Source organism: Actinomadura chokoriensis (assembly GCF_041463665.1).
Taxonomy (GTDB): Bacteria; Actinomycetota; Actinomycetes; order Streptosporangiales; family Streptosporangiaceae; genus Spirillospora; species Spirillospora chokoriensis_A.
In genome coordinates this window covers 136050-162314 of sequence record NZ_JAXCEJ010000004.1, presented here as the reverse complement: position 1 = coordinate 162314, position 26265 = coordinate 136050, and the positions used below count along the sequence as shown (strand labels likewise).

28 protein-coding genes are annotated in these 26265 nt (G+C 65.7%); 9 read left to right on the top strand and 19 right to left on the bottom strand.

Annotation, left to right across the window (positions count from 1 at the left end; genetic code table 11):
• Positions 1-132 precede the first annotated feature (132 nt).
• The 4 genes from SM418_RS09390 to SM418_RS09375 all read right to left on the bottom strand — a co-directional run bounded on the left by SM418_RS09390 (position 133) and on the right by SM418_RS09375 (position 3812).
• Positions 133-1674, bottom strand: a complete 1542-nt coding sequence (locus SM418_RS09390) for a hypothetical protein (RefSeq protein WP_371940330.1) — start codon at positions 1672-1674, stop codon at positions 133-135.
• A complete protein-coding gene (locus tag SM418_RS09385; RefSeq protein WP_371940331.1) occupies positions 1671-2159 on the bottom strand; it encodes a plasmid mobilization protein in 489 nt (162 codons plus the stop codon). The genes SM418_RS09390 and SM418_RS09385 overlap by 4 nt, the downstream gene beginning before the upstream one ends.
• A 528-nt stretch (positions 2160-2687) precedes the next feature.
• On the bottom strand, positions 2688-3167 hold the full coding sequence (locus SM418_RS09380) for a hypothetical protein (RefSeq protein WP_371940332.1): 480 nt from the start codon (positions 3165-3167) through the stop codon (positions 2688-2690).
• A gap of 174 nt (positions 3168-3341) precedes the next feature.
• Positions 3342-3812, bottom strand: coding sequence for an ATP-binding protein (locus SM418_RS09375; protein ID WP_371940333.1), 471 nt, complete (start codon positions 3810-3812; stop codon positions 3342-3344).
• Positions 3813-4144: 332 nt separating this feature from the next.
• Here SM418_RS09375 and SM418_RS09370 point away from each other — a divergent pair, with 332 nt between their 5' ends.
• Positions 4145-5002: a helix-turn-helix domain-containing protein gene (locus tag SM418_RS09370; protein WP_371940334.1), complete on the top strand. Its 858-nt coding sequence runs from the start codon at positions 4145-4147 to the stop codon at positions 5000-5002.
• A gap of 10 nt (positions 5003-5012) precedes the next feature.
• The gene (locus tag SM418_RS09365) at positions 5013-5219 is read left to right on the top strand and encodes a DUF397 domain-containing protein (protein WP_371940335.1); all 207 of its coding nucleotides are present in this window, start codon (positions 5013-5015) and stop codon (positions 5217-5219) included.
• A gap of 269 nt (positions 5220-5488) precedes the next feature.
• Here SM418_RS09365 and SM418_RS09360 read toward each other — a convergent pair whose 3' ends face one another.
• The 5 genes from SM418_RS09360 to SM418_RS09340 all read right to left on the bottom strand — a co-directional run bounded on the left by SM418_RS09360 (position 5489) and on the right by SM418_RS09340 (position 8622).
• Positions 5489-6085 (bottom strand): DUF6879 family protein, encoded by a 597-nt coding sequence (locus SM418_RS09360; RefSeq protein ID WP_371940336.1) that lies wholly within the window; start codon positions 6083-6085, stop codon positions 5489-5491.
• Complete coding sequence (locus tag SM418_RS09355; RefSeq protein ID WP_371940337.1) at positions 6082-6540, bottom strand: hypothetical protein; 459 nt, start codon at positions 6538-6540, stop codon at positions 6082-6084. The genes SM418_RS09360 and SM418_RS09355 overlap by 4 nt, the downstream gene beginning before the upstream one ends.
• A gap of 44 nt (positions 6541-6584) precedes the next feature.
• Entirely contained in the window at positions 6585-7346 is a 762-nt protein-coding gene (locus SM418_RS09350; protein WP_371940338.1) for a hypothetical protein, read from the bottom strand.
• Positions 7347-7420: 74 nt separating this feature from the next.
• The gene (locus SM418_RS09345; protein WP_371940339.1) at positions 7421-7552 is read right to left on the bottom strand and encodes a hypothetical protein; all 132 of its coding nucleotides are present in this window, start codon (positions 7550-7552) and stop codon (positions 7421-7423) included.
• Positions 7549-8622 (bottom strand): radical SAM protein, encoded by a 1074-nt coding sequence (locus SM418_RS09340; protein ID WP_371940340.1) that lies wholly within the window; start codon positions 8620-8622, stop codon positions 7549-7551. The genes SM418_RS09345 and SM418_RS09340 overlap by 4 nt, the downstream gene beginning before the upstream one ends.
• 174 nt (positions 8623-8796) lie before the next feature.
• On the opposite strand from SM418_RS09340, the gene SM418_RS09335 reads away from it, so the two are divergent.
• Genes SM418_RS09335 through SM418_RS09325 form a run of 3 tightly spaced genes read left to right on the top strand, consistent with a single transcriptional unit; the run spans position 8797 to position 10514 of the window.
• Positions 8797-9174, top strand: a complete 378-nt coding sequence (locus tag SM418_RS09335) for a helix-turn-helix domain-containing protein (protein WP_371940341.1) — start codon at positions 8797-8799, stop codon at positions 9172-9174.
• Entirely contained in the window at positions 9174-10022 is an 849-nt protein-coding gene (locus SM418_RS09330; RefSeq protein WP_371940342.1) for a tetratricopeptide repeat protein, read from the top strand. The genes SM418_RS09335 and SM418_RS09330 overlap by 1 nt, the downstream gene beginning before the upstream one ends.
• A gap of 24 nt (positions 10023-10046) precedes the next feature.
• Positions 10047-10514 carry an NUDIX domain-containing protein gene (locus SM418_RS09325; RefSeq protein ID WP_371940343.1) on the top strand — a complete coding sequence of 156 codons (468 nt, stop codon included), beginning with the start codon at positions 10047-10049 and terminating at the stop codon, positions 10512-10514.
• 88 nt (positions 10515-10602) lie between these two features.
• On the opposite strand, the gene SM418_RS09320 is transcribed toward SM418_RS09325, so the two are convergent.
• Together SM418_RS09320 and SM418_RS09315 are read right to left on the bottom strand one after the other, a co-directional pair.
• A complete protein-coding gene (locus tag SM418_RS09320) occupies positions 10603-11778 on the bottom strand; it encodes a hypothetical protein (RefSeq protein WP_371940344.1) in 1176 nt (391 codons plus the stop codon).
• 12 nt (positions 11779-11790) lie between these two features.
• Positions 11791-12102 carry a calcium-binding protein gene (locus tag SM418_RS09315; protein ID WP_371940345.1) on the bottom strand — a complete coding sequence of 104 codons (312 nt, stop codon included), beginning with the start codon at positions 12100-12102 and terminating at the stop codon, positions 11791-11793.
• 146 nt (positions 12103-12248) lie between these two features.
• Between SM418_RS09315 and SM418_RS09310 the strand changes: the two genes are divergently transcribed.
• Positions 12249-13511, top strand: a complete 1263-nt coding sequence (locus SM418_RS09310; protein WP_371940346.1) for a hypothetical protein — start codon at positions 12249-12251, stop codon at positions 13509-13511.
• A 162-nt stretch (positions 13512-13673) separates the two neighbouring features.
• On the opposite strand, the gene SM418_RS09305 is transcribed toward SM418_RS09310, so the two are convergent.
• Complete coding sequence (locus tag SM418_RS09305; RefSeq protein ID WP_371940347.1) at positions 13674-15017, bottom strand: tyrosine-type recombinase/integrase; 1344 nt, start codon at positions 15015-15017, stop codon at positions 13674-13676.
• Between the two features lie 311 nt (positions 15018-15328).
• On the bottom strand, positions 15329-15775 hold the full coding sequence (locus SM418_RS09300; RefSeq protein WP_371940348.1) for a S1 RNA-binding domain-containing protein: 447 nt from the start codon (positions 15773-15775) through the stop codon (positions 15329-15331).
• A 179-nt stretch (positions 15776-15954) separates the two neighbouring features.
• Between SM418_RS09300 and SM418_RS09295 the strand changes: the two genes are divergently transcribed.
• Positions 15955-16494, top strand: a complete 540-nt coding sequence (locus tag SM418_RS09295; RefSeq protein WP_371940349.1) for a hypothetical protein — start codon at positions 15955-15957, stop codon at positions 16492-16494.
• A gap of 6 nt (positions 16495-16500) precedes the next feature.
• Here SM418_RS09295 and SM418_RS09290 read toward each other — a convergent pair whose 3' ends face one another.
• From SM418_RS09290 to SM418_RS09280, 3 genes are all read right to left on the bottom strand, one after another.
• Positions 16501-17235 carry a hypothetical protein gene (locus tag SM418_RS09290; RefSeq protein ID WP_371940350.1) on the bottom strand — a complete coding sequence of 245 codons (735 nt, stop codon included), beginning with the start codon at positions 17233-17235 and terminating at the stop codon, positions 16501-16503.
• Positions 17236-17397: 162 nt separating this feature from the next.
• Positions 17398-19671, bottom strand: a complete 2274-nt coding sequence (locus SM418_RS09285; protein WP_371940351.1) for a GmrSD restriction endonuclease domain-containing protein — start codon at positions 19669-19671, stop codon at positions 17398-17400.
• Between the two features lie 233 nt (positions 19672-19904).
• Positions 19905-20279, bottom strand: coding sequence for a hypothetical protein (locus tag SM418_RS09280; RefSeq protein ID WP_371940352.1), 375 nt, complete (start codon positions 20277-20279; stop codon positions 19905-19907).
• Between the two features lie 44 nt (positions 20280-20323).
• Between SM418_RS09280 and SM418_RS09275 the strand changes: the two genes are divergently transcribed.
• On the top strand, positions 20324-20452 hold the full coding sequence (locus SM418_RS09275; protein ID WP_371940353.1) for a hypothetical protein: 129 nt from the start codon (positions 20324-20326) through the stop codon (positions 20450-20452).
• Between the two features lie 1174 nt (positions 20453-21626).
• The gene (locus SM418_RS09270; RefSeq protein WP_504230342.1) at positions 21627-23459 is read left to right on the top strand and encodes a tetratricopeptide repeat protein; all 1833 of its coding nucleotides are present in this window, start codon (positions 21627-21629) and stop codon (positions 23457-23459) included.
• Here the strand turns inward: SM418_RS09270 and SM418_RS09265 are convergent, their stop codons facing one another.
• From SM418_RS09265 to SM418_RS09255, 3 genes are read right to left on the bottom strand one after another with little or no spacing between them, the layout of a single operon-like run.
• Positions 23460-24386, bottom strand: a complete 927-nt coding sequence (locus SM418_RS09265; protein WP_371940355.1) for a carbohydrate kinase family protein — start codon at positions 24384-24386, stop codon at positions 23460-23462. It abuts the gene before it with no gap.
• A complete protein-coding gene (locus tag SM418_RS09260; protein WP_371940356.1) occupies positions 24383-25033 on the bottom strand; it encodes a hypothetical protein in 651 nt (216 codons plus the stop codon). The genes SM418_RS09265 and SM418_RS09260 overlap by 4 nt, the downstream gene beginning before the upstream one ends.
• Positions 25034-25043: 10 nt before the next feature.
• Entirely contained in the window at positions 25044-26177 is a 1134-nt protein-coding gene (locus tag SM418_RS09255) for a hypothetical protein (protein WP_371940357.1), read from the bottom strand.
• Between the last annotated feature and the right edge of the window lie 88 nt (positions 26178-26265).

The following is a 26265-nucleotide window of genomic DNA, read 5'->3' as shown; positions in this document are numbered from 1 at the left end:
TCTACCTGCGCGGACGCTGCACCGATGCACTGCTTGCGCATCGTTGGCGCTGTTTACGCTCCGTTAGTATGCAGAGGCGCTGATCTTTGCGCCACGACCATGACGGCGTGGCGCCAGGGTTTGGTGATCGGGTTACCGCGATGGGCCACGGCGGCGGTAAGGGCCAAGGGGCGTTGGTGTGGGCGCGCTGATTCGGTACGGGCTGTCTGCGAGCTGGTGGCTGAGGGGTATTGGAAAGCCCGTCGCAGCGAGGCGCGCCGCGTTCTGCTCCGCTGTGTAGTTCGGTGGTGTCGGTGGCAGCGTTGGAGAGGGTGGCCGCGGAGTTGGTCGGCTGAGTCTGCTGAGCTGAGCGGCGGCCTTGCGGGCAGCAGCTGCCTGGGCAGCGCGTTGCTGCAACTGCCGGTGCTCCGCGATCGCCTCGATCAGGGCGGCGAGCTGCACGACCAGGTGAGATAGGACGCCGGCGAGGCTGGGACGGTTACCGCGTTGTCCTCGGATACCGGATAGGGCCAGTGCTCTGGCAGCCGTGCGGAGGTTCGTGCCGTAGGGAGTCAGCGGTGGTTGGCGGCCGTAGGGTTCGCGAGCTGCACGATCGTAGAAGTCGGCGGCACGGGCAAGTTCCCGGTTGCCTGTGAGGGCCGCAGTCACGTGCAGGACGTCGGAGGTCGCGGCAGCCACGTCGGCGCGGACGGCCGGGTCCTGAATATGGCGCATCTGCCACGTGGCAGTCGCGGTGGCTCGGGCGGCCTGCTGGTAGGCAGCGGATCGCTCCTCGTGGGTCAGGCCCACCCCGCCGAAAGGCCGGCGGTCGAAGCGGTTGCCTTCCTGCGGCGCCGACCAGCGCTTGCGGAGTTTGGGGAGCGTGAGGTTGGCGGCGAGCTTTCCGCCAGAGAACCAGACCGGCTGGTTCTGTTCCTTGTTGTGATGCGGGAGCGCAACGGCGTAGCCGGTGATCTCCCCGGGTGTACGGGCACTATGGCGTACCTTCACCAGCACTCCTGCATGCTCGAGCGCGGCGAAGAAGTCGCCCTCGGTTTCGGCTCCGGCGGCTGCGGTGGCTACGTACCGGCGGAGGGTGGTGCGGGGCGGCTCTGGCCAGTTCTGGCGGTCGGCGAGTTCTGTCTCGGCTCGGGTCGGTCGGGGTGCTGCTGTGCGGTCGGCGGGCGCGGTTCTGGTGAGATCGAAGCCTTTCTCGGCAACGTGACAGGCGTCGGCGACCTTGTAGTAGTCGCGGTGGACGTTGGGGTTACGTCCGTCCTCGCGCGCCAGGACGGCGACGAGGTGGATGTGGTCATCGGCATGCCGCACTGCGATCCAGCGGCATGCTTCGTCATCGCCCCGCGGCGCGAACCCGGTCCGGTGCATCACCTCCTCTGCGATGTCAGCCCATTCATCGTCCGACAGGGTTCGGTCTGCGGGGGCTGCTCGGATCGAGCACTGCCAGATTGGCAACGCCAGGGGCGTGTGTCGGAGGGTGTCGAGCGGGGAGGTCAGGACACCGACCAGGTGGCGGAAGTCCCAGTCGCCTCTGGCGTCGGTGCCGGGTTCCAGTGCCATGGGGAGTCGGAAACCCGCGACGATGTGGGGATCGATGTGCTCGTTCCGGCGACCGGGGCCGTAAAGGTAGGACAGCAGCCTTGCGACGCCCTGGCCGCGGGTCACCTTGCCGATCAACGCAGGAGCCGACCGATCTCGACCGATGAGGCGTCCACTCTGCGGAGGACGCTCTCCAGATGCAACAATGCAGCAGTCAGTTCGCGAGGCGCCTGTCCTGTCGCGTTCGCGATGCGCGTCAGCTGATTAAGGTTCACTCCGATTCGGTTCAATTGCCGCGCGATGCCGCGTAGTTCTTCACACAATTCTTCGGTCGGCTGCTGTCCCAATCTGTTCTGCCGGGTGGCAGCCTGTAGGGTGTGGACGATGAAGGTTCCGTAGGCGGATCCTGCTCGTTGGGCTGCTGCACGGATTTCCGTGTACTCCTGGTCGCTAACTCGGAACCTCATCTCCCGGTCTCGTCGACGTCCTCCGCCAAGCTGCGAACGTCGCTGCAGCTTGCGAGGCTGGTTGAGCTGCTCGTCGCTCGTCGCTCCACCTCCGATCGGCTCGTTCAGGACCGCGCTCGGTCCCGCACCACTTGAGTGTGCGCGGTGGATTTCCATTAATCCACAACGTGTCGCGACACGGTCCTACCTTGCAGCCTCTAATCACTGCAGCGGCCAAAAGTGTCAGCGCGTGACTCTCGATCCCTTATGCTGTTGCGGCGGGCCAGGGCGCGCTGCAGAGTTATGGAGAATCCAGGTCCCCGAGATGCCGTCAACAGGCTAGACCTCCTCGAATACAAAAGCGCCGTTCAACTCGCCGACGTTTCTTCTCTGGTGAACAGCAAGCAGGCATTGCGTCCCCCGGATGCGGTATACCTCATCGCCAGGACGGTCGACGGAGACTGCGAGTAGTACGGATTCTGGTACCCGATGGAGGCAAGCGGAGTTGGAGGGTGTCACCCGCGATGCCCTCAACCTCAAGCCCGAAGGCGATCGAGTCACGCAAAGCCTTGAGAAGGCCGGGTTCCTGTTAGCCGTCATGGCCGTTCCTCATGGTCACGGCCCTCTACTTCACCCACAGCGGGTCAACCGTAGGTCTGGTCACGGCTGCGAGGGGAGAAGAAGGCTCCGCCTCGTGGCGGCGCTTCAACAGGGGTGAGGCGCCACTTTCGACTGTCCTGTCAGGATGCGATGGCAACTGACCAGGACGCGACGGAGGAGGCTGCTACGCCGGCGGCGCGATGCCGAGACGATGCGTCGGGGCTGACCTGCTGTGGAAGGCGCCTTCCTTTCCGGCATGGCCCAGGTCCCGTCCGCTGACATAGAGGCCGGTCTCTCGCGCTGGACATGGCGGTCTCCGACACTCCAGGCGTTGGAGCGTTCAAGGATCGCATCGAGGCGTCTGGCGAGGTCGAAGGCGGTCTTCGCCTCGACCAGCTGATCAGGCAGCAAGGCCCAAAGGGAGCCGGTGTACTCGCCCCAATAGATGCATAGGTCGGGGTAGCGCCGCCGTAGGAGCTCCACGGCCTGGTCGAGATCGGTTTCTGCTGCCAGAGTGCGGTTCCACGCAGCGACAGGCGCCACAGATAAGCCGCTGGGGCGGAGAGCGTGCTCACGGAAGGTCATGACGTCACCTCCAGAGCGAACGCGGCAAGCGCGCTCGTCGGGTGATGGATGGCTCATGGGTGTCGTGCGGCCGGTGAATTCCGGGGGGAATCAGCCACCGACCGCACGACGGGCCGGCCGGGGGGACGGCCGGCAAAGGACGCGCACCATGAGGGTGCGGCGCGCGTCCCGGTCTCAGCGGTTGATCAAGGCCCAGGCGGCGTGGCCGTCGGCGCAGTCGTACTGGCCGGTCTCGTCGGCGTAGGCATCCGCCAGGATCAGTCCGCGTCCGTGCTCGGCGGGGTCGGCTTCCTCATCGGTCCGAGCGGGGACTGGGCCGTCGTCCAACACCGTTAGGCGCGTCTGTCGGCGGCTGATGCACAGTTCGGCCCCGATCCGACCGCCGGGCTCTCCACTGGCCGAGTGCCACAGCGCGTTGGTGCCGTACTCGCTGACGATCAGTTCGAACGCCTCGGTCAGTTCCGCGTCGTCGGCCAAGAGCAGACGAACCCAACGACGCAGCAAGGGCACCGCATCGGTCACGCCCGGGACGTCAACACGCCAGAAGTGACCGTCCGTGTCAGCTTCGCTGTTCTCTCCGTCGGCGGTGGCCTGGCGCGGCGCTGGTGCCGTTGAGGCGACCAAGGCGCCGTCCAGGTCCGGCATAACGGAAAGGGTGCCGCCGCCCGTAGTTTCGAGTGTCTTGGAAGATCTCTCGGGACTCTGGAGATGGGGCGCTGCCAGCGCCCTCGAAGCTATCCTCATCCATACCTCCCTTGGGAGTGAGGCCGCGCGGCCGGGCGAGGGCTCCAATCCACAGCCCAGCCGCGCGGCGGTCTCTGATCAGCGACGACAGCCTCTGCGTCGACAAGATCAACGTCTGCTGAAGCAACTTCCGCCACATGCTGTGACTCGCCGCACACCGTCAGTGTGCTGGGTGGCATACTCGTGTGCAACTGCTCTCGTGAAATTTCTCCTGAGATGGAAGAGGTGGCGCGGTGACCTCTCCGACGGTCCGACGCCGACAACTCGGCATGGAACTCCGTCAGTTGCGTGAGGCGGCAGGGCTCACGGGTGACCAGGTCGCCGAGCGGCTGGGCTGGTATGGAGCGAAGGTCTCTCGGATCGAGAAGGGACGGATTTCCGTCCCTTGGTCGGACGTCATGGACCTCCTTGATCTCTACGAGGTTCACGATCCCGCCACTCGTGAGGCACTCGTCCAGTTGGCCAAGGCGGCGCGGCAGAAGGAGTGGTGGCAGCCCTACAGCGACATGCTGAGCAAGAACGCCCGGACCTATATCGGTCTGGAGTCAGCGGCCGAGTCGCTTCGGACGTATCAGCCGTCCTCCGTCCCGGGTCTCCTGCAGACCCCCGACTACGCGCGAGCGATCATCACTCGTGCCGGCCCGCTGACGCTGGGAGAGGACGAGATCGGACGCCGCCTCAGCCTCCGGCTGAAGAGACAAGCCGTCATCACCGAGGCAGGCGGCCTTCGGCTCTGGGCAGTGCTGGACGAGGCCGCGCTCTATCGCGAGATCGGAGGACTCGATGTCATGCATGAGCAACTCATGCACCTGGTGGAGATGGCGCACCACCCGGGGGTCGACATCCAGGTCATGCCGTTCAGCGCAGGTCCACACGCCTCACTGAGCGGCATGATCGGCGTCTTCAGCTTCCCTGGCCCGGATCCCGACGTCGCCTACGTCGACAGCGTCTCGGGCACCCTCTTTCTGGAACGTGCTGCCGACGTCCAGGCCACCGCCACTGCATTCCAGCACCTCAGCGCGACCGCCCTCAGCCCTGCGGCATCTGTGGACCTAATCAAAGCCATCGCCCGTCGCCACCAGACCGGGTAGACAAGTAGGCATGATTCCGGATTTCAGCCAAGCTTCTTGGATCAAGAGCACCCGCAGCCAGCAGACAACGGATCAGTGCGTCGAACTGGCCGGTGTCAGCGGCTACGCGGCCGTGCGGGACTCCAAGGATCCGGAAGGTCCCAAGCTTGTCCTCGAAGGCCGAGCCTGGCGGAATCTCAGGCATCAAATCAAGGCTGGCACTTTCGACCGGGGGTGAGCCGACGCAGAAGGCCGCTTCCACGCTCCCATACGCGACCAGATCGCACCCAGCGGGCAGGTTCGACCCCATACCGCCAACCGTAACCGCGTCGCGCTCGTCTCTGCCTCACACCACCGGGTAGCTGATTGGCAGGGCCCATCCTTCATGGGGTCGTCCCTCTACAGCACCAGTCGAGACTCGGGGAGCCCGACTGTAAGGAGCCCGCGCGATGATGGCAAGACTGATGGGCCGGAGCACCTCATTCTGCCTGGCATGGCACCGCCGGATTAGGCGCGGGGGCGGTCCGGGGCGCCTTCCAGCGGCCACGCCCGCTCACCGCGGGTGCGCAAGTCAGTGGCTATGCCCGCCAGGGCGTGCAGCGTCTTCGAGGCATGGGTGAGCCAGCCGCCGGTCTGGTAACCGACGGGCCCGGACCCGTAGTCGTGGATGAGGGCGGTGTGGGAGTCGAACAGCAGGAAGTCGAAGTAGCTGTGCACCGGAGACGGCGGCACGAAGAACTCGATGCGCTCTCCCAGCCGGCTCCGCACCTCATAATTGATCATTTCGTAGCGCAGGTAGTCGGTGAGGGGGTAGGAGAGAAGCCGCACCCGAGTGAACTCCAGGTTCCGTGACCTCACCTCGTCGCGAAGAGGCTGGTCCTCCATCGCCTCTTCCTCTAGGAGGCGGCGGGCCAGCACGACGTCACCTGCTTGGAAGGCCTCCTGCGATCGGACGCCGTCGGCCTCACGGTATGACTGCCAGCACTCCAACTTGAGGAAGCACCGCTCGGTGCGTGCCCAGGCTTCACCGAACGACTCCAGGAAGCCCTCCAAGGTGAGCCGCTCACTGCCGTCCAGCGCCCACGCAGGCGGTTGATGCATCATTCGTCCGGGATGAGCGCCTTCGTCAGCGCGATGATCTGATTTGACGGGAAGTAGATCTGGACGAAGGCGGCTGTCGTGAATCGCTCGCCTGTCCAGACGACGGGCGTGTGGAGTCGCCAGGAGCCTTGGGCCCATCGAGTGGTGACGAACTCGCGGAACTGGTCATCGGTCGCCAGAGCGCTGAGGAGGGCGAGCGCATCGCCGCGCGGCATCTTGAGCCAGGCCCACCCGCGGTAGTACTCGATGAAACCAGCGTTGCCCGTCGGCTCGCCGACAGGCTCTACGGCGTTGCGTTCGGCTTCGACCGCCTCACCTGTGTCCTGGCAGCAGGCAGCGGTTTGCCAGCGCCTCGCCCAGATGGCGCGGACGAGGTCGATCATGGCGTTGTCGATGAGGACCGCTTCCTCCTGGTGAGGAGGAACCAGTGTTGTCGAGGGATGGACCTGGAGGGCCATGTGTGTCCTTCCAGCGTTCTTGGCGCACCGGGTTGAGGGGTGCGTTAGGCGGTTCGGTGCTTGACCCAGCGAGTTGCTGCTGCGGCAAGCCCGGGGTGGGGTGCGTGGTCGCCGATGTCTTCCCACATCGCGACCTGCGCTTTGGCGAATGCCGTCACCGCGTCGGTGGGCGCGGCGGCGAAGAGCGGGATGTTGGACGCCCAGGTCTGTGCTTGCGCCGGGTGGTGTCCGCAGGCGATGAGCCAGACGATCCAGCAGGCAGGGTCGATCCAGCGGGCGCCTCTGGTGGGCCAGGCCCAATCGAGCATGTAGGCCCGCTTGTCACTGCCGATGAGGATGTTGGTGGGTGACCAGTCGGTGTGCGAGAGCCAGTCGCCGGCGAACATCTCGGAGTGGTCGCTGTAACTCGACCAGCGTTGCTCGGCTCGCTTGAGTTCGACACCGTCAGGGGCGGGTGGCCAGTGAGCCATCATGGCGATGATGAGTTCGAGGTCGAGGCTGGACGGCTCGTAGGATGCGGGACGGCCGTCGATGAAGCCGAACCCGTTGAGGTCCCAGCCACCTGTGATCTCCGTCCATCTAAGCGGAGCCGAGACGTTCTGGATGTGCGGGTTGATCCGGCGTTCGCGTTCCTGGGTCCAGGCGCGGGGGTGATCGGTGCGCAGCCCTTTGACGAAAGTGGTGTCGTTGATGATCACGGCGATCTCGGAGTTGAAGCCCTCGCTGACCGGGCGAGCAGTGATCACCGGCCCGGTGTGCTTCTCGATCAGTGCCTGCGTCTGGTGCCAGGGGAGCCGTTCGGTCACATCGGAACCGTACTGGAGGGGCCCCTCGCCTGCGGGGATGGGCGAGGGGCCGTGCTGCGGTGCCCTACGCGTCATCATTGATAGGGGTTGTCGTCGCCGCAGCCGAGGCCGATGGCGTAGTCGGCTGCGTCGTTGACATCCTCGACGATCTCGACGACGGCTTCCTCGGTCGCGGGGCCGTCCTGCACCTCGATCGTGATGCTCACTGGGGTACCTCCTCTCGGGGCTCTTGGTGCTGGCAGTAGGTGGCCAGCGGGGCTTTGGCTTTGCGGTAGAGCTGCACCAGCGGCATGCACGTCCCACATGTGCCTTGGAGCGTGCAGCCGGTGCATCCGCCCTGGCGGCGTAGCAGGTCGTCGCTGATGCTGCCCAGGCGTTGGAGCCCTTGTGGCCCCTCGCGTACCAGGTCGATGTTGGGGTCACGGCCGATCTTGCAGATGCTCGCGCGGCCGAACGGGTCGACGTGGAACGACGTGTGTCCGGCGTCGCAGCCGGTGAAGGGTGCCCGCTTGCTCAGGAACTGGGGTGACTGGGAGGGCAGGCTCTCAGCACCGCCGTGGATGGTCGGGGACATGTTGGCGTACTCGCGATGTCGTAGCCCGAACCGTTCGGCCAGTTGGCGCATGAGGTGGAGTTCATGGGCATTGCGGTTGGTGATGATCAGGCTCAGATCCAGTTGGAGGCCGGCCTCGTGCGCCGCCGACAGTCCGCGCATGAATTTGCGGAAGGAGCCTGGCCTTCGGGTGAGGCCGTCGTAGGTCTCCGCTGTAGCGCCATAGACGCTGAGGCTCATCTTGCTCGGCCTGTAGGTCCTCAACAGGTCGAGCATTTTGGGGTTGGCCAGCCGGGAGCCGTTGGTCAAGATCTCCACCATCATGCCCAGCTCGTAGGCCTTGGTGTGGACGGCGGCGAACAGCCGATCCACCATCGGCTCCCCACCTGTGAGCTGGAGCCAAAGGACGCCGGCATCCCGGATTGCCTCCAGCAACCGCTCACGCTCGGGCCAGCCCAGCCCATCGAAGGTCTTGAGGCCGAGGTAGCAGTGCTCACAGTCGTAGTTGCAGCCAAGATTCAGCTCATAGGTCGCCTTGCCGAACCCGTGGTCCGATTCGCGGCGGATGAGCAGGTGATCGCCGGGCGGCTGCCCGCGAAGGTCGATCCCCCAGGCGGTTCGGGCGGCTGCCGTCAGCCAATCAGGAAGCTCCTCGGCGTCGGCAAGTGCACGGTAGGCCTCCTGCGAAATCTTGATTCCTCGGGTCTCTCCTGGCTTCAGCACTAGGAAGCCGCCTAGGAATGGACTTGCGATTAATTGGTACATCTGGCCCGTCCCGTACATATCGCCTCGGCTTGAATCCGTCGGACGCGTTGCGGCGCGACGTCCAAGACGTTAAAACCGCAGGAGGGGTGCGACCCGGAAAGAAATTCCGGGGTCGCCTGACAGGGGGCTGTGATGTCCGATCACTTGCAGCACCTATCACCAGGGCAGCGCGTGGCCTGGCACCGCGTCCGGCGGGGCATGTCTCAAGAGGTCTTGGCCGGCCTGGTCGGACGGACCGAGGACTGGCTCAGCAAGATCGAGAATGATCGTGCGGCTTTGGACAGACTCTCGATCATCAGGGCACTCGCCGATGCCCTGCGCATCTCCGTCTTCGACATCATCGACCCGCACCCTGCCGAGTCGACGCGCCGTGAGCCGTCCCACCTGGACGTCAGCGCGGTCCGTTCTGCGCTCACCGACTACCGCAACTGTCCCCACTGCTGGCAGCGATCGAAGCAGAGCCCGAAGCGCCCCGGCTGGAGGTTCTTCGCCGCGATGTGGCAGAAGTGATGGCCGCCTATCAGCATTCACGCTACGGACAGTTGCTCGCCCGCCTGCCCGCGCTGCTCACCCAGACCCAGCTCGCTGCCAGGGAAGCCCGCGAGGAAGAGCGGCCGAACGCCGATCGGCTCGCCGCCCTTGCCAACCAGTCGGCCGCGATGCTGCTCACCAAGCTCGGTGAGGCCGACCTCGCCTGGATCGCTGCTCAGCGCGGACTGGCGGCGGCCGAACGCACCGCAGACCCCACGATCATTGGGTCGTTGTTCCGCTCGGTGATCCACGCACTGCACTCCCAAGGCCGCTTCGACGAGGCAGCGACAATGGCCCAGCACGCGTCGCGATACCTACAGGACCAGCATGCTGATCTCTCACCTACGCTGCTGTCGATCCACGGAACCCTGCTACTCCCCGGAGCCGTTGCCGCTGCCCGGGCCCACAACCGCGCCGATGCCATGGACTACCTGAGACGAGCCGAGCAGATGGCCGACGCACTCGGCGCGGACGCCAACCACCTGTGGACGGCGTTTGGCCCCACGAACGTGCGGATCCACCGCGTCACTGCAGCCATGGCGCTGGGTGATGTCCCCACCGCGCTCGACCTCATTCCAGGCATCACCGCCGTCCACCTACCTGTTGAACGTTCGGTCCGCCACAGCCTTGAAGTCGTCAACGCCTACCGGGCCCGTAACAAGGTCGATGAGGCCATCAGTGAACTGCTCACCGCTGAGCGCCGGGCCGCCGAACAGGTCCACGCCCACGTCATGAGCCGCCAACTCGTCCACCAACTCCGTGGCACTGCTACCGGCAAGAGAAGCCGCCTCCTGGCTGATCTCGCTCGCCGAATGAGCATCATCTAGCCCGATCTCCTACGCTCAACACCCGTGACCGATGACCCGGCAGCAACCTTCGCCCACGCCCGAGCGGCGGCAGGTGTCCTGTTCTTCAACGATCAGGACCACATCATGTTGGTCGACCCGTCCTATAAGGACTACCGCGACGTCCCTGGCGGCTACGTCGAGCGCGGTGAGACCCCCTACCAAGCCGCGGAGCGCGAAGTCGCTGAAGAACTAGGCATCCGCCCGGAGATCGGGCGACTCCTGGTCGCCGACTGGGCCCCTAACGAAGCCGAAGGTGACAAAATCCTCTTCCTCTTCGACGGCGGCACCCTCAGCACCGACCACCTCAATGCCATCCGCCTTGAACCCAGCGAACTGGTCGGCTGCCATTTCCACGACATCGCCCAGATCAACGACCTGACCATCCCGCGTCTCGCTCGCCGTCTTCTCCACGCCCACGCCGCACACCGCGACGGCAGCACCCGCTACCTTGAACACGGGGAACGTACTTGAGCAAGCAAGACTGACCCTGTAGTGACCAGCGCGGCGGAGTCCAAGGTCAGGGAAGGACGCCAGCGTGTCCACGCCGGCGGCGTGATGGTCATGACCGTGCCGCGAGTAGGGCGGCGCGGTCGAAGCGGGCGATGAGGCCCGTTTTCCGGTGGTGCTTTCGGCGCAGGTGCGTGAGCCGTGCGGTGAACTCCTGGCGGAGGCCTACACGCTCGGCGATGGCCCGCAGGTCTTTGAGGAGCTCGACGGCCACGTCATAGTCGGATGGTTTGCGGGCATCGATCAGTTCGTCGACCCGTGCCCAGGTGATTTCCGGGTCGCGGGCGATGGCGTCGAGTCTCTTCTCGCGGGCCGCCGCGCGTTGTTGCTCGCGGCGGGCCTCCTGCTCCGCACGTGCCGCCTCGGCCTTGCGTTCACGCTCGTGGCGAAGTGCGGCGGCGGTGTCCAGCAGTTCGGACACCGTGCGCCGGGAACGGTCGTCTCTCACGGCGTCGGGTTCGCCGCGGAAACGGCGGAGTAGCTCCATCTGGACCTGGGGCCCTTGACCTTGCGCGACCCGGAGGAGGAGAGCCCGCCCCTCCTTCGGGGGTAGTTCTTCGATCCACTTGGCGAGTCGGCCAGGGTCGTCCTTGGTCTCGGCCAGGGGCGGGCTCGTCTGGGCGGCGACCCGGAGCAGGTCGGAGTCGAGGCGGAGAAAGTCGGCGAGAGCGCGCTGGGGGGCGGTCAGGGCACGCAGCCCCGCGGGTACCGGCGGCTCGAGTTCATCGTCCTCGTCCTGGTCGAAGGCGTCCTCGTCGCGTTCCCAGGTTCCATAGGCCGCGAGCCAGGCGAGGTAGAGCGGACGCAGGTCCCCGGCCGCGAGTTCGGTGCGGACTCCGATGATGGCCGAGAGGGAGTCATCGGCGCCCTCGATCCAGTCGCCGCCCTCGTCCTGGCTGGTCAGGTCCAGGATGAGGTGCTTGCCGGAAACCTCTGCGGTGACATAGGGGTCGATGCAGTACCGCTCGGCGACCTTGAGGGGTAGCAGCGTGCGGGGAAGGCGAAGCATCACCTGGTGGGTGCCCCAGTTGGTGACGTACAGGTGGGCGTCGTAGTAGCGCCGCATCATCGTCCGCGGACTACCCCGAAAATCGCCCCAGTGGTATTCGTTCGTGAAACTGGTGGCGGTGATCCGTGCCCGAGTGGACAGAGCGCGGACTTCGACCTGCTGCCGCTCGTCCAGGGGCTGGTCGACGGCCAGGAACTCGTAGTACTGGTATTCGCTCATCTTCGCTCGTCGTCAGCAGGCCCAGTGTCGGTAAGCGTCGATCCATTCGGCGCCCGCCGGGCGTGGGGTTGGAAGCGGCAGATCTAGGATCCCGATGGCCTGCCGGTGCTTGCCGCGGGTGCAGATCCCAACGATCTCGCCACCAGGCGAAAGATCGATCTTCGTGATGGTCACCTCGACCCCCAGGACAGTGGTCTGGAAGGGCACGCTCAAATGCTCGTCCAGCAGGCAATGGAACGCGGCGTGTTGCTCGTGCTCGTCGTAAGCGTCGACGATTGCCTGCTCAACCAGGGCGTCCAGTTCGGCATCGCTCAGGCTTGTCACTCTGGTCAGAGTAGTGAGGCCGGACTGAGGATGTGAGGCTTCGCCCGACCCGACGATCAATGGGTGGCGCTGGTCCTCGGCTCGGAACCCTGGATGCGCGGGATGTCGGCGCTCAGCGGGTTCCGCCGTTCGGCTTGAATGGTTCTGTGACGGACACGCAGGTCAACGAGGTGCGGCGGTTGATCGACGGATTGCGGTGGGACCGCCGCCGGGACCCTTATCGGGGACGCCGGGAGTACGCGGCTCGGGCCGACGAGGTGGCAGCGGAGATCGACCACCTGATCAGACACGAGGCGGCGGCTCAGGCGGTTCCCTTGGCGCGCCGGGCGGTGGAGCGAGTCACCTCGGCGTTGCTGTATCTGGACGACTCGTCGGGGATCGTGGGCGACCGATTGCGCGAGCTGATGCTCCTGTACGCCCGGGCGTGCACGGTGGCGCCGCCGGATGCCAAGCGGCTGGCTGCTTGGCTGGTGAGGACGCGACTGGACGGGCCGGGCTGGCCGGACATCCGGCTGGCGGAGTTCAAGGCCGCGCTGGGAGAACGAGGCCTGAGCGAACTCGCCCGCCTCGTGAAGGAACGTCGTGCCACCGGTGATCCGGACTCATGGGCGGTGACCGTGGGCGTGCGGGACCTGCGGGAGCAACTGGCGGCGGTCTCGGGGGACGTGGACGCGCATGTCGCCGTGCTGGCCGAGGACCTGCGCGGCACCTACCGCTACACCGAGATCGTGAACGCCTTGCGGGCGGCCGGACGGGACGGTGACGCAGAACGGTGGGCTCGCGAGGGGCTGGCGCGTGACGGAGCGGGCCACCAGGCCGACGAACTGCGCAACCGGCTGGTGGATCTGCTGCTGGACAACGGCCGCGGTGACGAGGCCATCGCGCTGCGGCAGACGGCACTGGAGCACCGGACTATGCACATCGACTACGTAGCGCTCCGCAAGACCGCCGAACGAGCCGGCCAGTGGCCCGACCTGCGCAACCCGTCGCTGAGCGTGATCCGCGGCCGGGCCCAGGTCGACCACCGCTACGTCACCGAACTACTCAACGTCTTGATCGATGAGAACCTTCTGGACGAGGCATGGCACCTCGCGGTCGCGCATCCGAACGATCTACACGAGTCGCAGTGGTTCCGGCTGATCGATCTCTGGGAGATCGGGCACCCCACCGACGTGATCGTGCCCTACCAGGACCTGATCGAGCTGCGGTTGGCGATGACCGGCGACAAGTACCGCTACAGCAAGCCGGTCAAGACGATCGCCCGACTCGGTGAGGCGTACCGGCGATCAGGTGACGAAGACGGCTTCGCCGGCTACCTGGCCGACCTCCGGATCCGCCACAAGCGCAAGACGTCGTTCACAGCCAGGCCCTGGACCGGGCAGGGCTGCGTTCGTGACCAGCACTCTTGAGGAGGAACGGACGACCATGCCAATTGGCATGCTAGCTAGCGTGGTCGTGAGCAAGAGCGGAATCCGAGGCAGGTCGGGATGTAAGTGGTGCCCCCGCCCCGGCTTCACATCGTTGACGGGAGCGGGAAGGGTTGGCTGACCCTTCCCGCCGACTCCTCTCGGCTATCGCGCGGTTGAGCGGTTGCGGGTCCTGGCTAGGGCTTCGAGGGCGGTTTCGTCGGCGTCGGGGAGGGTGTGTAGGTAGCGCTCTGTGGTGGCGATGGAGGCGTGGCCGAGGCGTTCTTTGACTATCTGGAGGTCGGCGCCGCCGTTGAGGAGCCAGGAGGCGTGGGCGTGGCGTAGGTCGCGCATGGTCGGCCTGAAGTCGAGGCCGGCGGCGGCGATGGCTGGGTTCCAGATGTTGCGGCGGAACCAGTCGTTGGGGATGTGGCCGTCCGTCATGCGCGTGCGGAGGGGGCGTGGGTTGTCTTTGCCGTTGGCGCGGCGGGCGGCTCGGTAGAGGGAGAAGGCGCCTCGGCAGTAGTCGCAGCGGCAGCGGCCGGCGGTGTAGCCGCTGAGAGTGCCGTGGTTGTAGGTGCGGCCCTTCTCGTTCGGTTCGGTGCGGCCGAGGGTCTCCGGGGCGGGGATCTCGGTGATGCGTGCTCGGGGCTTGTCCTGGGGCGGCATGTGGAAGAAGAGGTCGTCTCGGTTGAGGCGCGCAGCCCTGATGTGCTCTTCGAGCTTCTCGGTCATCTGGGCGCTGAGCTTGAAGCGGCGGTACTCCTTGTCCTTCGGGTAGTCCTTGACGAGGAAGTGGCCGCCTTCCGGGTGGAACTTCGGGTTGAGCTCCACAACCGTGCGGCTGACCGTGAGGATGCGCGTCTTGAGGTTGAGGTCCTTGGGACGCAGCTCGCTGAGTTCGCCCCAGCGGAGGCCGCTCTCGATCTCGGTTTCGGCGAGGAGGCGGAAGGTGCCTTCGGGAAGGGCGTTGTAGACGTCGTCGAACTGCTCGGGAGTGACGATCTGGAGCGGCTTACGCGCTATGGGCGGAGACTTCACGCCACGGCAGGGGTGTAGGTAGGTGACCTGGTCGTCCAGTGCCGTGGTGAAGATGGCACTGAGGATGATCTTGTTGCACTGGATGGTCACGGGCTTCATGCCCTGGTTCTTGAGCTTGGCGATCCAGGCTCGGACGTGCTCAGGGAGGATGTCGACCATCCTCATGCCGCCGAACTCCGGCATGAGGTGCTTGTGGATGGCGTAGGTGTAGCCCTCCCGGGTGCTCGCCTCCATCTCATGGTTCGGAAGCCAGGTGTTTTCGACGTAGTCTCTGAATCGCTGCCTTCCGCGGGCGGGTTCTCCGGTTCTACCTTCCGAGACTTTCACTTCGGCACGCTGCCATGCTTTGTCCGCTTCTTTCTTGCTCGCAAAGGTTCCAGCAGACCTTCGCTGGCCGCGAATGTCGTCGTAGTAGGCCGTGTAACGTGGCTTGCCGTCCTTACCCATTCTCTTGCGTGTCTGCCCCATGAGCTTCCCGCCTCCCAGGCTTGATCATCTGACCCTCGTTTGACCCCGGACTGCGAGTGATGGCGTGACCCTGAAGATCACGCGCTGGCAGCCGAACAGGCCATCTACCTGGGATTTTATCGAGATCCAGCGTTTTCTGCGAGCCGCAGAAAACGTACAATATGCCCTTCGGGATGAAGAGGTTGCGGGTTCAAATCTCGCCACCCCGACGCAAAAGAGCGGGTCTGAGAGCGGTTCTCCATCACGGAGACCTGCCTCGAGATCTTTAGTAGCGGCACGACGGAGTCAGGCGGCGCCGTGGCGGGTCGATTTCAGCGACGGTGACCGTGGCTGCGGCCTCGTCGCCGATCTGGACTTCTTCTTCTGGTGTCTCGATTGGCGAGGTGGAGAGTTCGCTGAGGGGGAATCAGGCCCTCGATGCCATCCCGGACGCGAACGAAGGCACCAAAGGGCACCAGTTTGCTCACCGGTCCACGCAAGATCTGGCCCACGTGCGTGTCACGAGCGAACTGCTGGAACGGATCAGGTTGGGTGGCACGCAGCGACAGCCGGCCCTCACGGTTGTGGGTGTCGAAAGCGAGGAATTCGCAGGTGACCCGCCATCCCGGGGAGTAAATATCAGACGGGTCATCGAATCTGTGCCAGGACAACTCGGGCATGGCGATGAAGCCGACGCCAGGGAAAACGGGATGTTGCGGCCCCTCGTCCAGATCCACGAAGACGCCGAAGCTCTCGATGGCCGCCGCAGCACCGAACAAGCGTGCGCCCTCCGTAGGGGCATCGATTCAGCCGAAATACGCATTAATTATGTACATAAAAAGGATGAATCACGACTAATTGCAATTAGAGACCGGAGCGTTGACAGCCATTCATGTGCGCTGCGAGAATTGCGGTTATCGACGGGGGTATTGGCTCAACGATTGGATGGAGTCAGCGCATGGGACAGCAGCGCCGGGGATCCGCGGCAGGTCTGAAGAGGAAGCTGGTCGCCGTGGGCGCCGTGACCGTCATGGCTGTCGTCGGCAACGCGGCTACGGCGGCGGCGAGGGCGGGGGCAGATGCGGTGACGACCGCGCGTCCCCCGGTCCCGGCCAAGTCAAAGGTCGACTTCTCGGCTCATTCCAAGACCCACGCCGCCAGAGTCATCCACTGTGAGATCCGGTTCATCGGTGCCCACGGCGGCATCCCGCACAAGTCCGGTCACGTGCACGGCACCGTCAACGTCCGCACCGGTGTGACCTGCACCCAGCCGATCCGGATGATCCGCGGGAAGGTCGGCCTCTTCAGCAACCACGGAAGCAAGATCAAGGCATTCGGCAGTACGGGAGCCCGGACGGCCAAGGGCAACGCGGCGCTCGTCTGCAGAACCGGCAGGTACCACGGCGAAGCGGTCGCAACCCTCTACGCGCCCGCGGGATATTCCCCCAGGGTCGTCAACGTAGGGAAGAAGACCCCGACGGTCTCCATCCGTTGCTGACCCACATCACCGGTTGACCTCGTCACTGTCCGCCCACACCGGGTCGGTCACATCGACCGGGACGGCCTCCAGGCGCTCGTCCGCCAGTATCTCGGCGATGAGCGCCGCGGTCCCCCCCAAGTAGGTGGAGTCCAGATCGGTTTCCGTGGTGACGCACCATGCCCGATCGTCGGGCCAGAACAGGTTGGGTGACTGCGGAAGGAGCGGCGTCGCGAGTTCCCCGACGGCATCGAGAGGGCCCTCGAGCAGGAGATATGCGCGTTCCGGCAGCTCCACTCGAGGGCCTTCGGCGATCTCTGGCGGGATCGCCGGCGCAAGGACGTCGGGCTCCCGCTCCTCACCCGAGCCCGCGTCCGCGTCCGCGTCCGCCGTGAACGTGGCGGTCGCCCCTTCCTGCGCCGGTCCGTACCCGTCCGAGACGCAGAACCAGCAGTGACCGGCTGTTCTGGTGTACCTGGCGAGGACGTCGCACAGCGCAGCCAAGAGCGTCGGAGTCAGCGACCCCGGGTCGGGTTCCTCTACCCAAGGCTGTACCGGGCTCGAACGCGGTACTCTCCCGGCCAGTGCTCGGAACTGCACCCGGGGATGCACCACGCCGCCTGACCACGCGGCCACCTGCGCCCACGTCACCGTGCTCCCGTCGGCCGCGTAGGCCGGGTGCAGTATCCGCGCGTACGCCTCGAAGCCGTGCGGCACCAGACCGCCCACCCCGGACCCGAACGGCCCGACGCCTGCGATCACCCAATCGGCGGGTCGCACATCGCCGCACGGAGAAAGCCTTGAACGACGAGCCATCACGCGGTCCTCCCATCAAGCATCTCCTCGCCTCCGTACCAGGCAGATCGCTGGTCCCACGAACCGGGCACCAGGGCGACCATCTTCCGAGCACTTGGCTCCACCTATTCAGCCCCAGTGCTGTTCTCGATATCTGATGAGGTCTTCACCGTGAAGCTGCTTGGTCGCGTTGCCCACTCGTACCCAGAAATCCGTGGGGCCGGTACCCGCCTTGGCGGTTTTGGCGAAAACCGGGTTTCCGGACGCCGCCACGCTGAGCTGGCAGATCGTCTTCTCATCCACTTCAGGGAACCGGATGCGTACGGTCGATGCCGTCGGGGACGACAGGTTGTCGTCGAGGAGCTGCCTGAGGAACAGTTCATAGCCGTCCGTGTTCTGCTTCGAGCCGAAGGTGACGAAGTCTTCTTCGATGCCCAGGATCTTGCCGTCATCGTCGACGCCTATGAAAAGAACACCACCCTCGGCGTTGAGGAATCCGCACACGGCCTTGACCAGAATCTGGCCGAGCTTCGGGTCGTGCTGCTCGGTATGGACGTTCCATCGCCCGCTGGACTTGAACTCCGTGGTCTGTGACTCCCCGGCCTCGATCAGCTCGCCGGCGGTCATCTGCGGATGCCTCTTGCGCCCGTCGGTGAGGGCGTCGAAGCCCTCCCGGACGACACGGGCGATGAGCTGGCGGCGCCGCTCCAGGAAGGTTGGGTAGTCCAGCTGCTCCCAGCCGACCGGAAGCGCGTGCCACCGGGACTGGCGGGCCAGGGCCTGTGGGGCGACCTTCTCGGTTATGCGGGGCCAGTAGTCGCCGGGGGCATCGGCGTTGTTGCGCACGTTGGGCGGCCAGTCGACGTATGCCATGTTCGCGATCGCGTTGGCCTGGCGGGTGCCGGAGATGCCGAGCGACTCGAGATATTTGCGGGGGAACAGCCGGTCGCGTTCCAGGGGGCGCGGTGCCGCGCCCGAGGGGTCGAAGAGGTCCCTGATCCGCAGGTCCCCGAACAGCACCTCGGCGTCCAGGATGTTCAGCGTGGCCAAGTAGGCGAACAGGGCGGGGGAACGAGACGAGGACGTGTCGAGCCGATTCGGTAGCGATATCTCCCAGTAGTCACCGGTGAAGTTCGCGGCGACGATGCGGCCCAGTTCCGCGAGGAAGGCGGATCCGTCGCCGGCGGGCAGGCTCGCGATGCGTCCGAGGTCGGATTCCAGCTGGGACTCCGGCGAGCTGCTGTAACGGCCGGTGGTGTGCGCCATGAAGAACCACCGCGCGATGGCGGGACGCAGGGCGGGAGCCTGCAGCCCGAAGTCGTGACGGCCGATCAGCCACAGCGTGTAGCCGAACAGGAGGGCGTTGTCCGAAGTGATCATCTTGCGGCTACGGAAGCCGGCCGTGGCCACACATTTGAGGAACTCGTGCCAGCTGGCCAGGTCGAGCACCTTCTCCTGGGCCGCGGCGAGCAGCGTGAACTGCTCCTGGCGGCGTTCCGGGCTGACCCGCCCGCTTTCGAGGTCCTTGCCGCGCAGGATGCTGTAGACGTGCTGGAGCCGGGCGCGGCGGAAGGCGACCGCGACGGCGACGCGCAGGAGCTGGTCCGGGCTCGGGTCCAGGAACGGGTTCCGGGGGCTGGTGCCGGTCACCGCGGGGTCGACGGCGGCGCGGCTGAAGTCCTCGAGCTGGCGGCGTCCTTCCTCCCAGTGCACGGACATGAGCGTGAGGATGAAGTCGGACTGGTTGAGCTTGACGCCTTCGGAGTTGATCCGGACGAAGATCTCGGCGACTTGCTCCTCGTCGGTGGTGTCGTCCAGCTCGACCACCTGGAACCGGAAGTCGCGTAGATCGCGGACGCGGTCGATGCGCTCCTCGAGTTCATCCTTCTGGGCGTCCGGCATCTTCTCATCAAGCGTGGCGCTGAGCCGTTCGAAGAACTGGCGCACCGTGGTCTTGTATCCGCTCGACCAGAGCACCGTGATGTCGGGAATGAAATGCGCATCGCGCTCGATGGCGGCGTCGGTCACCTCGAAGGTCTGGTCCTCGGGGCGGAAACCGATCCGTATGCGACGCTCCTCGAAGGACTTGGTCAGCACGTGGCGACCGGTGAGCACGGCGAAGAGGGAGGTCAGGCGCTGCTGACCGTCGACGATCAGGAGCTGGGGCGATCGGGCGGCGGATTCCATGCCGATCTGCCGGGTGCCGACCTCCGCGCCGGTTTCCCAGAACATCAGCGTGCCGATGGGATATCCGCGGTACATCGAGTCCAGCAGGTCCCGGGTTTTCGCCGCCGACCAGACGAAAGGACGTTGCATGTCCGGGAGGCCGATCCGCCCTGTCTTGATGTCTTCGATCAGGTGGCTCAGCGAGTAGCCGGTGTCGCGATAGAGAGTGGGTGGCACGACTGCTGCTCCTCAGGCATTCGTACGGCTTGTTCGGACTGCACTCCTCGGCAGTACATTACTTCCACTCCTCACTCCCCAACCCGCAAGTCCAATTTGCCACGAAAGCCCGATTCCTCAATGGCGGGTTGACCCAGGTGTTCGATGGCGGCGATCATGCGGCTTCGAGCGGGTGGGCGCGCTCGGTGACGCCGAGGAGAGGCGTCCGGCCGTAGCTTTACGGGCCGAGGCGGCTACGGCGTGACGGTGTCGGTGGACGCCGCGTCCACCTCGGCCGTGAAGGTGTCCTCGGCATCGTCACCGTCGGTGATGGAGACGCGGGACTGGCGGCTTCGGGACCAGAAGGCGCGCGAGTCGGTGGCGATGCCCGCCAGGGCGTGCAGCGTCTTCGGCGCATGGGTGAGCCAGCCGCCGGTTTGGTAGCCGACGGGCCCGGACCCGTAGTCGTGGACATCCGAATGCCCGAACGCGTTCAGTCGCGTCTCGGACCACGTGTGCCATCCGGACGTCGGCGATGCCGTGCTGCCCCTGAGACCTGGGCGGCCCGCGTTCGTCACGGGTCTACGGCTGCGCGGCACGTCGGTGACGTGCCGAACCGCCACGACCACGATCAGGCTTCATGCAACGCTCCCCAGAAGGGACCACCTGTCAGGTGGTGATGGAGGTCCGGCAATGGCTGATCATCGATGCCACGATCGACAATGAGGTCAGCACGGAGGTTGCAGACGGCGATCCGAGGGACGTGGTGGAGTTCGGTAGGAGCATCCGCAAGGCCGGGTGAAGGCAGAACCCGGGTTGGCCGCGCGACGCGAAGGGATTCGACATCTGGCCGGCGCCCGGCCAGGGGACGACGATGACCTTGAACGCGGCCCAATGGGGACTGGTTCTTTCCGCGTTGACGCGCTGGTCGGCTGTCTCGGAGGGACTCGGGGATGAGGAGACTGTCGCAGGTGCCGAACGGGATCGTGCCCTCGCGGCGCTGATCCGCACGCAGCTTGCCGAACAAGGCTGGTCCGCTGCCTAGCCTCGCCAGGCCCTCCTCCATTCCCCTGAACGGATGGAATCTGCCAGCTTCATGAGGCGATCCAGTCCCGGATTGCCCGAGCGGTCTCGGCAGTGAGATCGGAGTCGGCCAGGTCGGCGGGGTTGAGCCATCGGTAGGCGCTGTGCTCGGTGCTCAGACAGGTTAGCCCCGCCGGGGAGCGGGCGAGGGCGTTCAGGTCTCGGTACCAGCAGCAGCATGCTCCTCGGCTGCTCGAACGGGTGTTGCAGCACGGCCTCGCCGGGGGCACCGCGCTCGACCCGCTCAATCGATGACGAGAGGGGTCGCTGGTCCCTCACACGGATCCCGCATCGTGATCAAGCCAGAGGGCCAGGTGCCCCATCGTTCCGCAAGCGTCATCCAAAACGCACGGCCACTGATCGTGTATCGGCCTCACTGCTGAAGGCCAGAGAGCTGCACGCGACAGACCCAGCACGGGCTGATCGATGACATGTTCGACAGATGTCTGCGACATCACCATCGGATCAATTTGGTTACACTGCGCATCTTCCTCCACATTACCTCGTTCTTGTCATTTGTTGTCACATCGGAGCACCAGACTTGACTTGAGAATCACCACAGGTAATCATGTAATTTCGATGCCCCCTACGTGTCCAGAGAAGTGATCAGAGACTACGGCGCCACCGGATTACCTCGCGGTCACGTCAATGAGATGGACGGCTCTGTCGTAGGGCCCGTCGTGCAGGCTCGAGACGTGCTCGGTGGCGTCCATTTCCACTGGTCCCGGGAGACGCCGCCGATACCGCGCCAGCTTCCCTCAGCCGGGCTCCTGGTGGACCGCGCTGGGCCCTTGGACGTCCTTGGTCGAATCCCGGCACAGGATGGTGTCGTCGTCGTTAGCGGCCCTGCGGGAATCGGAAAAACGGCTCTGGCACTCCACTGGGCGCACAACATGCTCGAGAACTTCCCTGACGGCCAGCTGTTCCTCGACTTACAGGGGCATACTACTGCCGGCCCTCTCCTCCCTGGAGAGGCACTTGGGCGCTTGATCCGTGCATTCGGGCTCTCAGATGAGATGGTCCCGGTGGATTTGCCGGAACGCGCCACGCTGTACCGCTCGCTCGCAGCAGAACGTCGGCTTCTGATCGTCCTCGACGATGCGTACTCGGCGGCACAGGTGCGGCCGCTTCTGCCCGGGACGGCGGCCAGCACCACCGTGGTGACGAGCCGGTGGCGCCTGGCCGGTCTCGTAGTGCGCGGTGCTCGGGGTCTTCAACTTGGTCCTCTTTCCGCCGACGCAGCACTGGAACTTCTGGGTGCCACGCTGGGCGACGAGCGGGTCCGGATTGAAACCGCCATGGCGGAAGAACTCGTGGAGCAGTGTGGACGATCACCGCTCGCGTTGAGCATCGCAGCGGCGAGGCTCGCCACAAGGCCTCACTGGTCGCTGGCGGCGATGGTCCGGGATCTGGCCCATGAACGCCGACGGCTGGAAGTGCTGGCGACACACGACGCAGAGGACAAAGTGACGATCAGAGCTGCGTTGGCGCTTTCCTACGGAAACCTCCCTCCCCCGGTACAGAGTCTGTATCGGCGCCTGGGACTGCACCCTGGGCAAACGTTTGACAGCCGGATGGCGGCTGCCTTGGCCGATGTCTCCGTCGCGGTGGCTGAGGAGGGTCTTGACCTGCTCGCCGAGGCCAATCTGGTTGAGGACCTTCCGGACGGCCGGTACCGCTTCCACAATCTTGTGCGCCTGCACGCACGGGAACTGGCCGAGGAGAACGAGCCGGAAGCCCAGCGATGTGAGGCTGTGCGGCGGTTGACCGAATGGGCCGTCGTCGCAGCTTTCAGCGCAAGCCAGGCCATAGCCTCCTATCGGAGGCTCGCTGACCCCGGTTTCCGTACGCCGGATCCACCGGACTTCGGCGATGCGACCGAAGCCATCGACTGGCTCGACGCCGAGTTCGGCAACTTGCGAGCGCTTGCCCGTCGTGCTTTTGAATGCGGTCTTCACCGTCAGGCCTGGCTCCTGGTCGACGCAAGCTGGCCCCTGTTCCTGCACCGCGGCCACCACGTCGAACGGCTGGACTTCGACCGCGTCGGGCTGGCCGCGGCGCGCGCCGCAGGTGATCTCCATGCCGAGGCCAAAATGCTCAATCGTACCGGGTTGGCATTGCGTCAACTCGGCCGCGTGGATCAGGCGGCGGACGACTTCAACGCCGCACTGCGCTTGTGGCAGCGACTAGGGGCCACGACTCGAGCCGCCGGCACTTGTCGCAGACTGGGGCTGCTGGAACTCGATCGTGGAGCCACCGTTGCCGCGGCCGCCCAGTTCCAGGCCGCGCTCGACTTCTTTCGTTCCGTCAACGAGGATCGCCGCGCGGCAATCACGCTCTGCGACCTGGGTGTCACCATGATCAAGGCCGGACGCCCAGCCGAGGCCAGAAGCTTTCTCACTGAGGCAGTAGGGCGCCTGGAATCCTCATCCGACCCGTACAACCATGCACGCTCGCTGCTGCTCCTCGGGCAGGCTCACGCGCAAGGCGCCGATCCGGCTATGGCGAGGGACCCCGTAGAACGGGGCTTGACGATCATGCGCGAGATCGGATCGGCGATCGGCGAGGCCGACGCTTTGCACGTGCTGGGCGACCTGGCTCGGCAAGACGGCCGACGCAGTGAGGCTCGGCAGCTCTACATCCGCGCCCAAGAGATCCTGGCCGGGACAGGGGCACCGACCAGGATCCTTGAGGAGCGGCTGCTGGAACTGGACGGCAGGGACTGATCAACGGTCCCAGCGGCCCACCCTGGTCGCTGGGGGTCGGGTCTGGCGAAGCTCGGCGAGCTGCCCCGCGGACAACGCCACCGCAGAAGGCAATCGATGCCCGATCTTCCACCCGGCGTGCAGTACTCCGCTTTGCAGCGCCGCGGCGGGGTCGGCGCCTCTCAGCCACTCCGCCAGGAACGTCGCGAACAGCGCGTCACCGGCACCCGACGTGTTGATCAGGTGGGGGGGCGGCGCCGCTGCGACCCTGATGAGCGTCCCGTCCGGGAGGCCGAGCATCGCACCTCCGGCCCCCAGGCCAATACCGACGATCTCGCAGCCATACCGGGCGAACACCCCGGCCATCCATGCCCTCGGGTCGGGAAGCCGCTCATGACTGCAAAAGACGATCTTGGCTTGCTCGAGCCAGGGCCGGTCGTACTCGCTGTCCAGTCCGTTGATCAAGTGGACGTCCACCGCGATCGGGATGTCCAGTGCCATGGCAGGTTCGACTAGCGGCCGGACGAACCGGGCGTTGGTCATCACCAGCAGGCGGGCACCGTCCGCCTGCTTCCGGAGCACATCGAACGGGTAAGGGAAGCTGTTCACCGGTGCGAGGTGCGGGAGCCCCATGCGCCGTCCCTCGCGATCGATCAGCACGACTCCCGAGGAGGATGCCTCGGACGCAAGGACTCCAGCCCCGAGCAGGCCTTCCCGGTCGAGTTCTGAGCGAATCACGGCGCCGGCGACGTCTCTGCCGACGACGCTGCACAGGCGCACGTCGCGACCGAGCCGGCGTTGCACCTTCGCGATGTGTACACCCGCTCCGGAGACGCTGACGTCCGCCCAGTCCGCGGGGGACGTCGGCTCGTACTGCAGTGGGAACGCATCGACGCGAATCGTCGTGTAGCAACTGGCTACGCCGACGACGACGATCTCGGCACTCATGAGGCCACCTTCCGAACGTCCGAAGTGGCCGATGCCTCGGTGATGTGTATCCGGCCGACGGTTGTCAGGCGCCCCTGGTCGGCATCGTTCGGTGCGGTGTACCTGCCGACGATGAGCACTGCCTGGGCCAGCTCCGCCAGCGGAAGCCCTGCCGCCGACCAGCAGTACAAGAAGGACCCGGAGATCGGATTCCACATCTCCTCGGCTCCAGAGGAGTCACAGGTCATCACGAGTGCGGCCCCGTCCCGCGCCACGGCCAGGTGGCCGTCGCTCCAGCGGGCCACGGCCACCTCGCACCCCGGGTAGCGCTCCAACCTTCTGCGAAGGTGGCTCTCGCTGGCGGGCGGCATACAGAGACGCTGGTCCATGAGGACGTCGGCGATCTCCCGCCGCCCCCCGCTGGCGTGACCGTCGCAGTGCGCGACCACGTGTGAATCGGTGAGCACGAGAGCTCCCAGTCGGGTGGCGTCTCGCGTGTCGTGGTCACCGAACAGCATCAGCCGCGGCTCGTACGGACGTCCACCGCGGGAGATGGTGAGCACCGCGGGGGCGCCCTGTCCGGGAGCGCCGGCAGCGGCCTCGGTGCGGGCCAGGCAGAGCATGCGCTCTACCCTGAGCAAGCGGGTGATCACAAGATCCTCTGTCATGCCTCCTCCTTCATGTGACGAGGTACGGCGGTATGGCGGGAAGAGTGACGGGCAGGGTGGCGGGCTGGCGCATGCGCAGTCGCCTATAGATCAACTGCCGCATGTTGCGGTTGAACCGGCCCGGTTCGGAGCTGAGCCGGTTGATCACGGCGCGGTGCTGTTCCGGCGTGAAATCCTGGGCAGCGTTGAGGAGGTGTCGACGCAGCGATCCGCGCTGGGGAATCCGTGGCGCCACCGCACCCAGCAGGGACTGCGCGGAACCCGGCTGGCAGTCGCCGGCGGGGAAGCTGCCGAGCAGGATGGGAACTCCGGTGACCGCCGCGTAGGCTGTGGCCGAACCGTGGTCGCCGATGACCCAGTCGGCGGCGGCCAGGACGGCCCGCCAGTCGGCTTCGGGCGGGATGAGGCTCAGACCGCGCCGCAAACAGTCCGCGAGCCACGCCCTGACCTGCCAAGTTCCGTGGCCGTACCAGACGTTCGGATGCAGCAGGGCGACGACCTGGAACTCGTCCTTGGGGAGCTCGCCCAAAAGGCGTGACCACAGGTCCGCCCGCCGGCCCAGCAACGACTTCGGTCCCCAGGTCGAGGTGACCACGACGATCTTGCGGCCGTCGCCCGCACCGAGCGCCACCTGGTAGGAGGGCCGACACTCCAGGCTGGCCACGAGCGTGTCGTAGCAGGGATCGCCGCAGACGACAGCGGCGGTGACGGCCTCTGGGCATGACTTGCCTAGGTGGCCGAGGTCTTCTTCGTGCGCGAGGACGATGGAGGAGGGGACCAGCGCACCGTCGTACACGAGCCGTTGCGAGTCCAGGTCGTAAGCGACGCGGCCGCCGGCCGCTCGGCCCTCCCGCCGGATGACGAGCTTGTTGTACCCGGCCCCGTGAGGCATGACGATCAGTGGGGCGTGAATGTCGTTGAGCCCTCGCAGGCTCGCCGCCAGCGCCAGGTCGAACCTGGTCTGCTTCGCCTGTTCCCAGGGCACCTGTACGGCTCCGATACTTGCGAGGAACTCACCGACCCCGTCTCCGAACACGTCGGGGGCCTGCGTGAAGACGACCTGAATGCGCATGTCGTTCTCGACGAGACGAGCGGCCTCCAGCACCCGCTGGCCTGATGTGACGGTGTGGACGATGATCAACACGGTCTTGCATTCTCGTCGGGTGGTCCACTGTTCGGCTCCGAGCCCGATCGGGACCGGGCGCCATTGACTCTCGGACATCGTCGTTCAC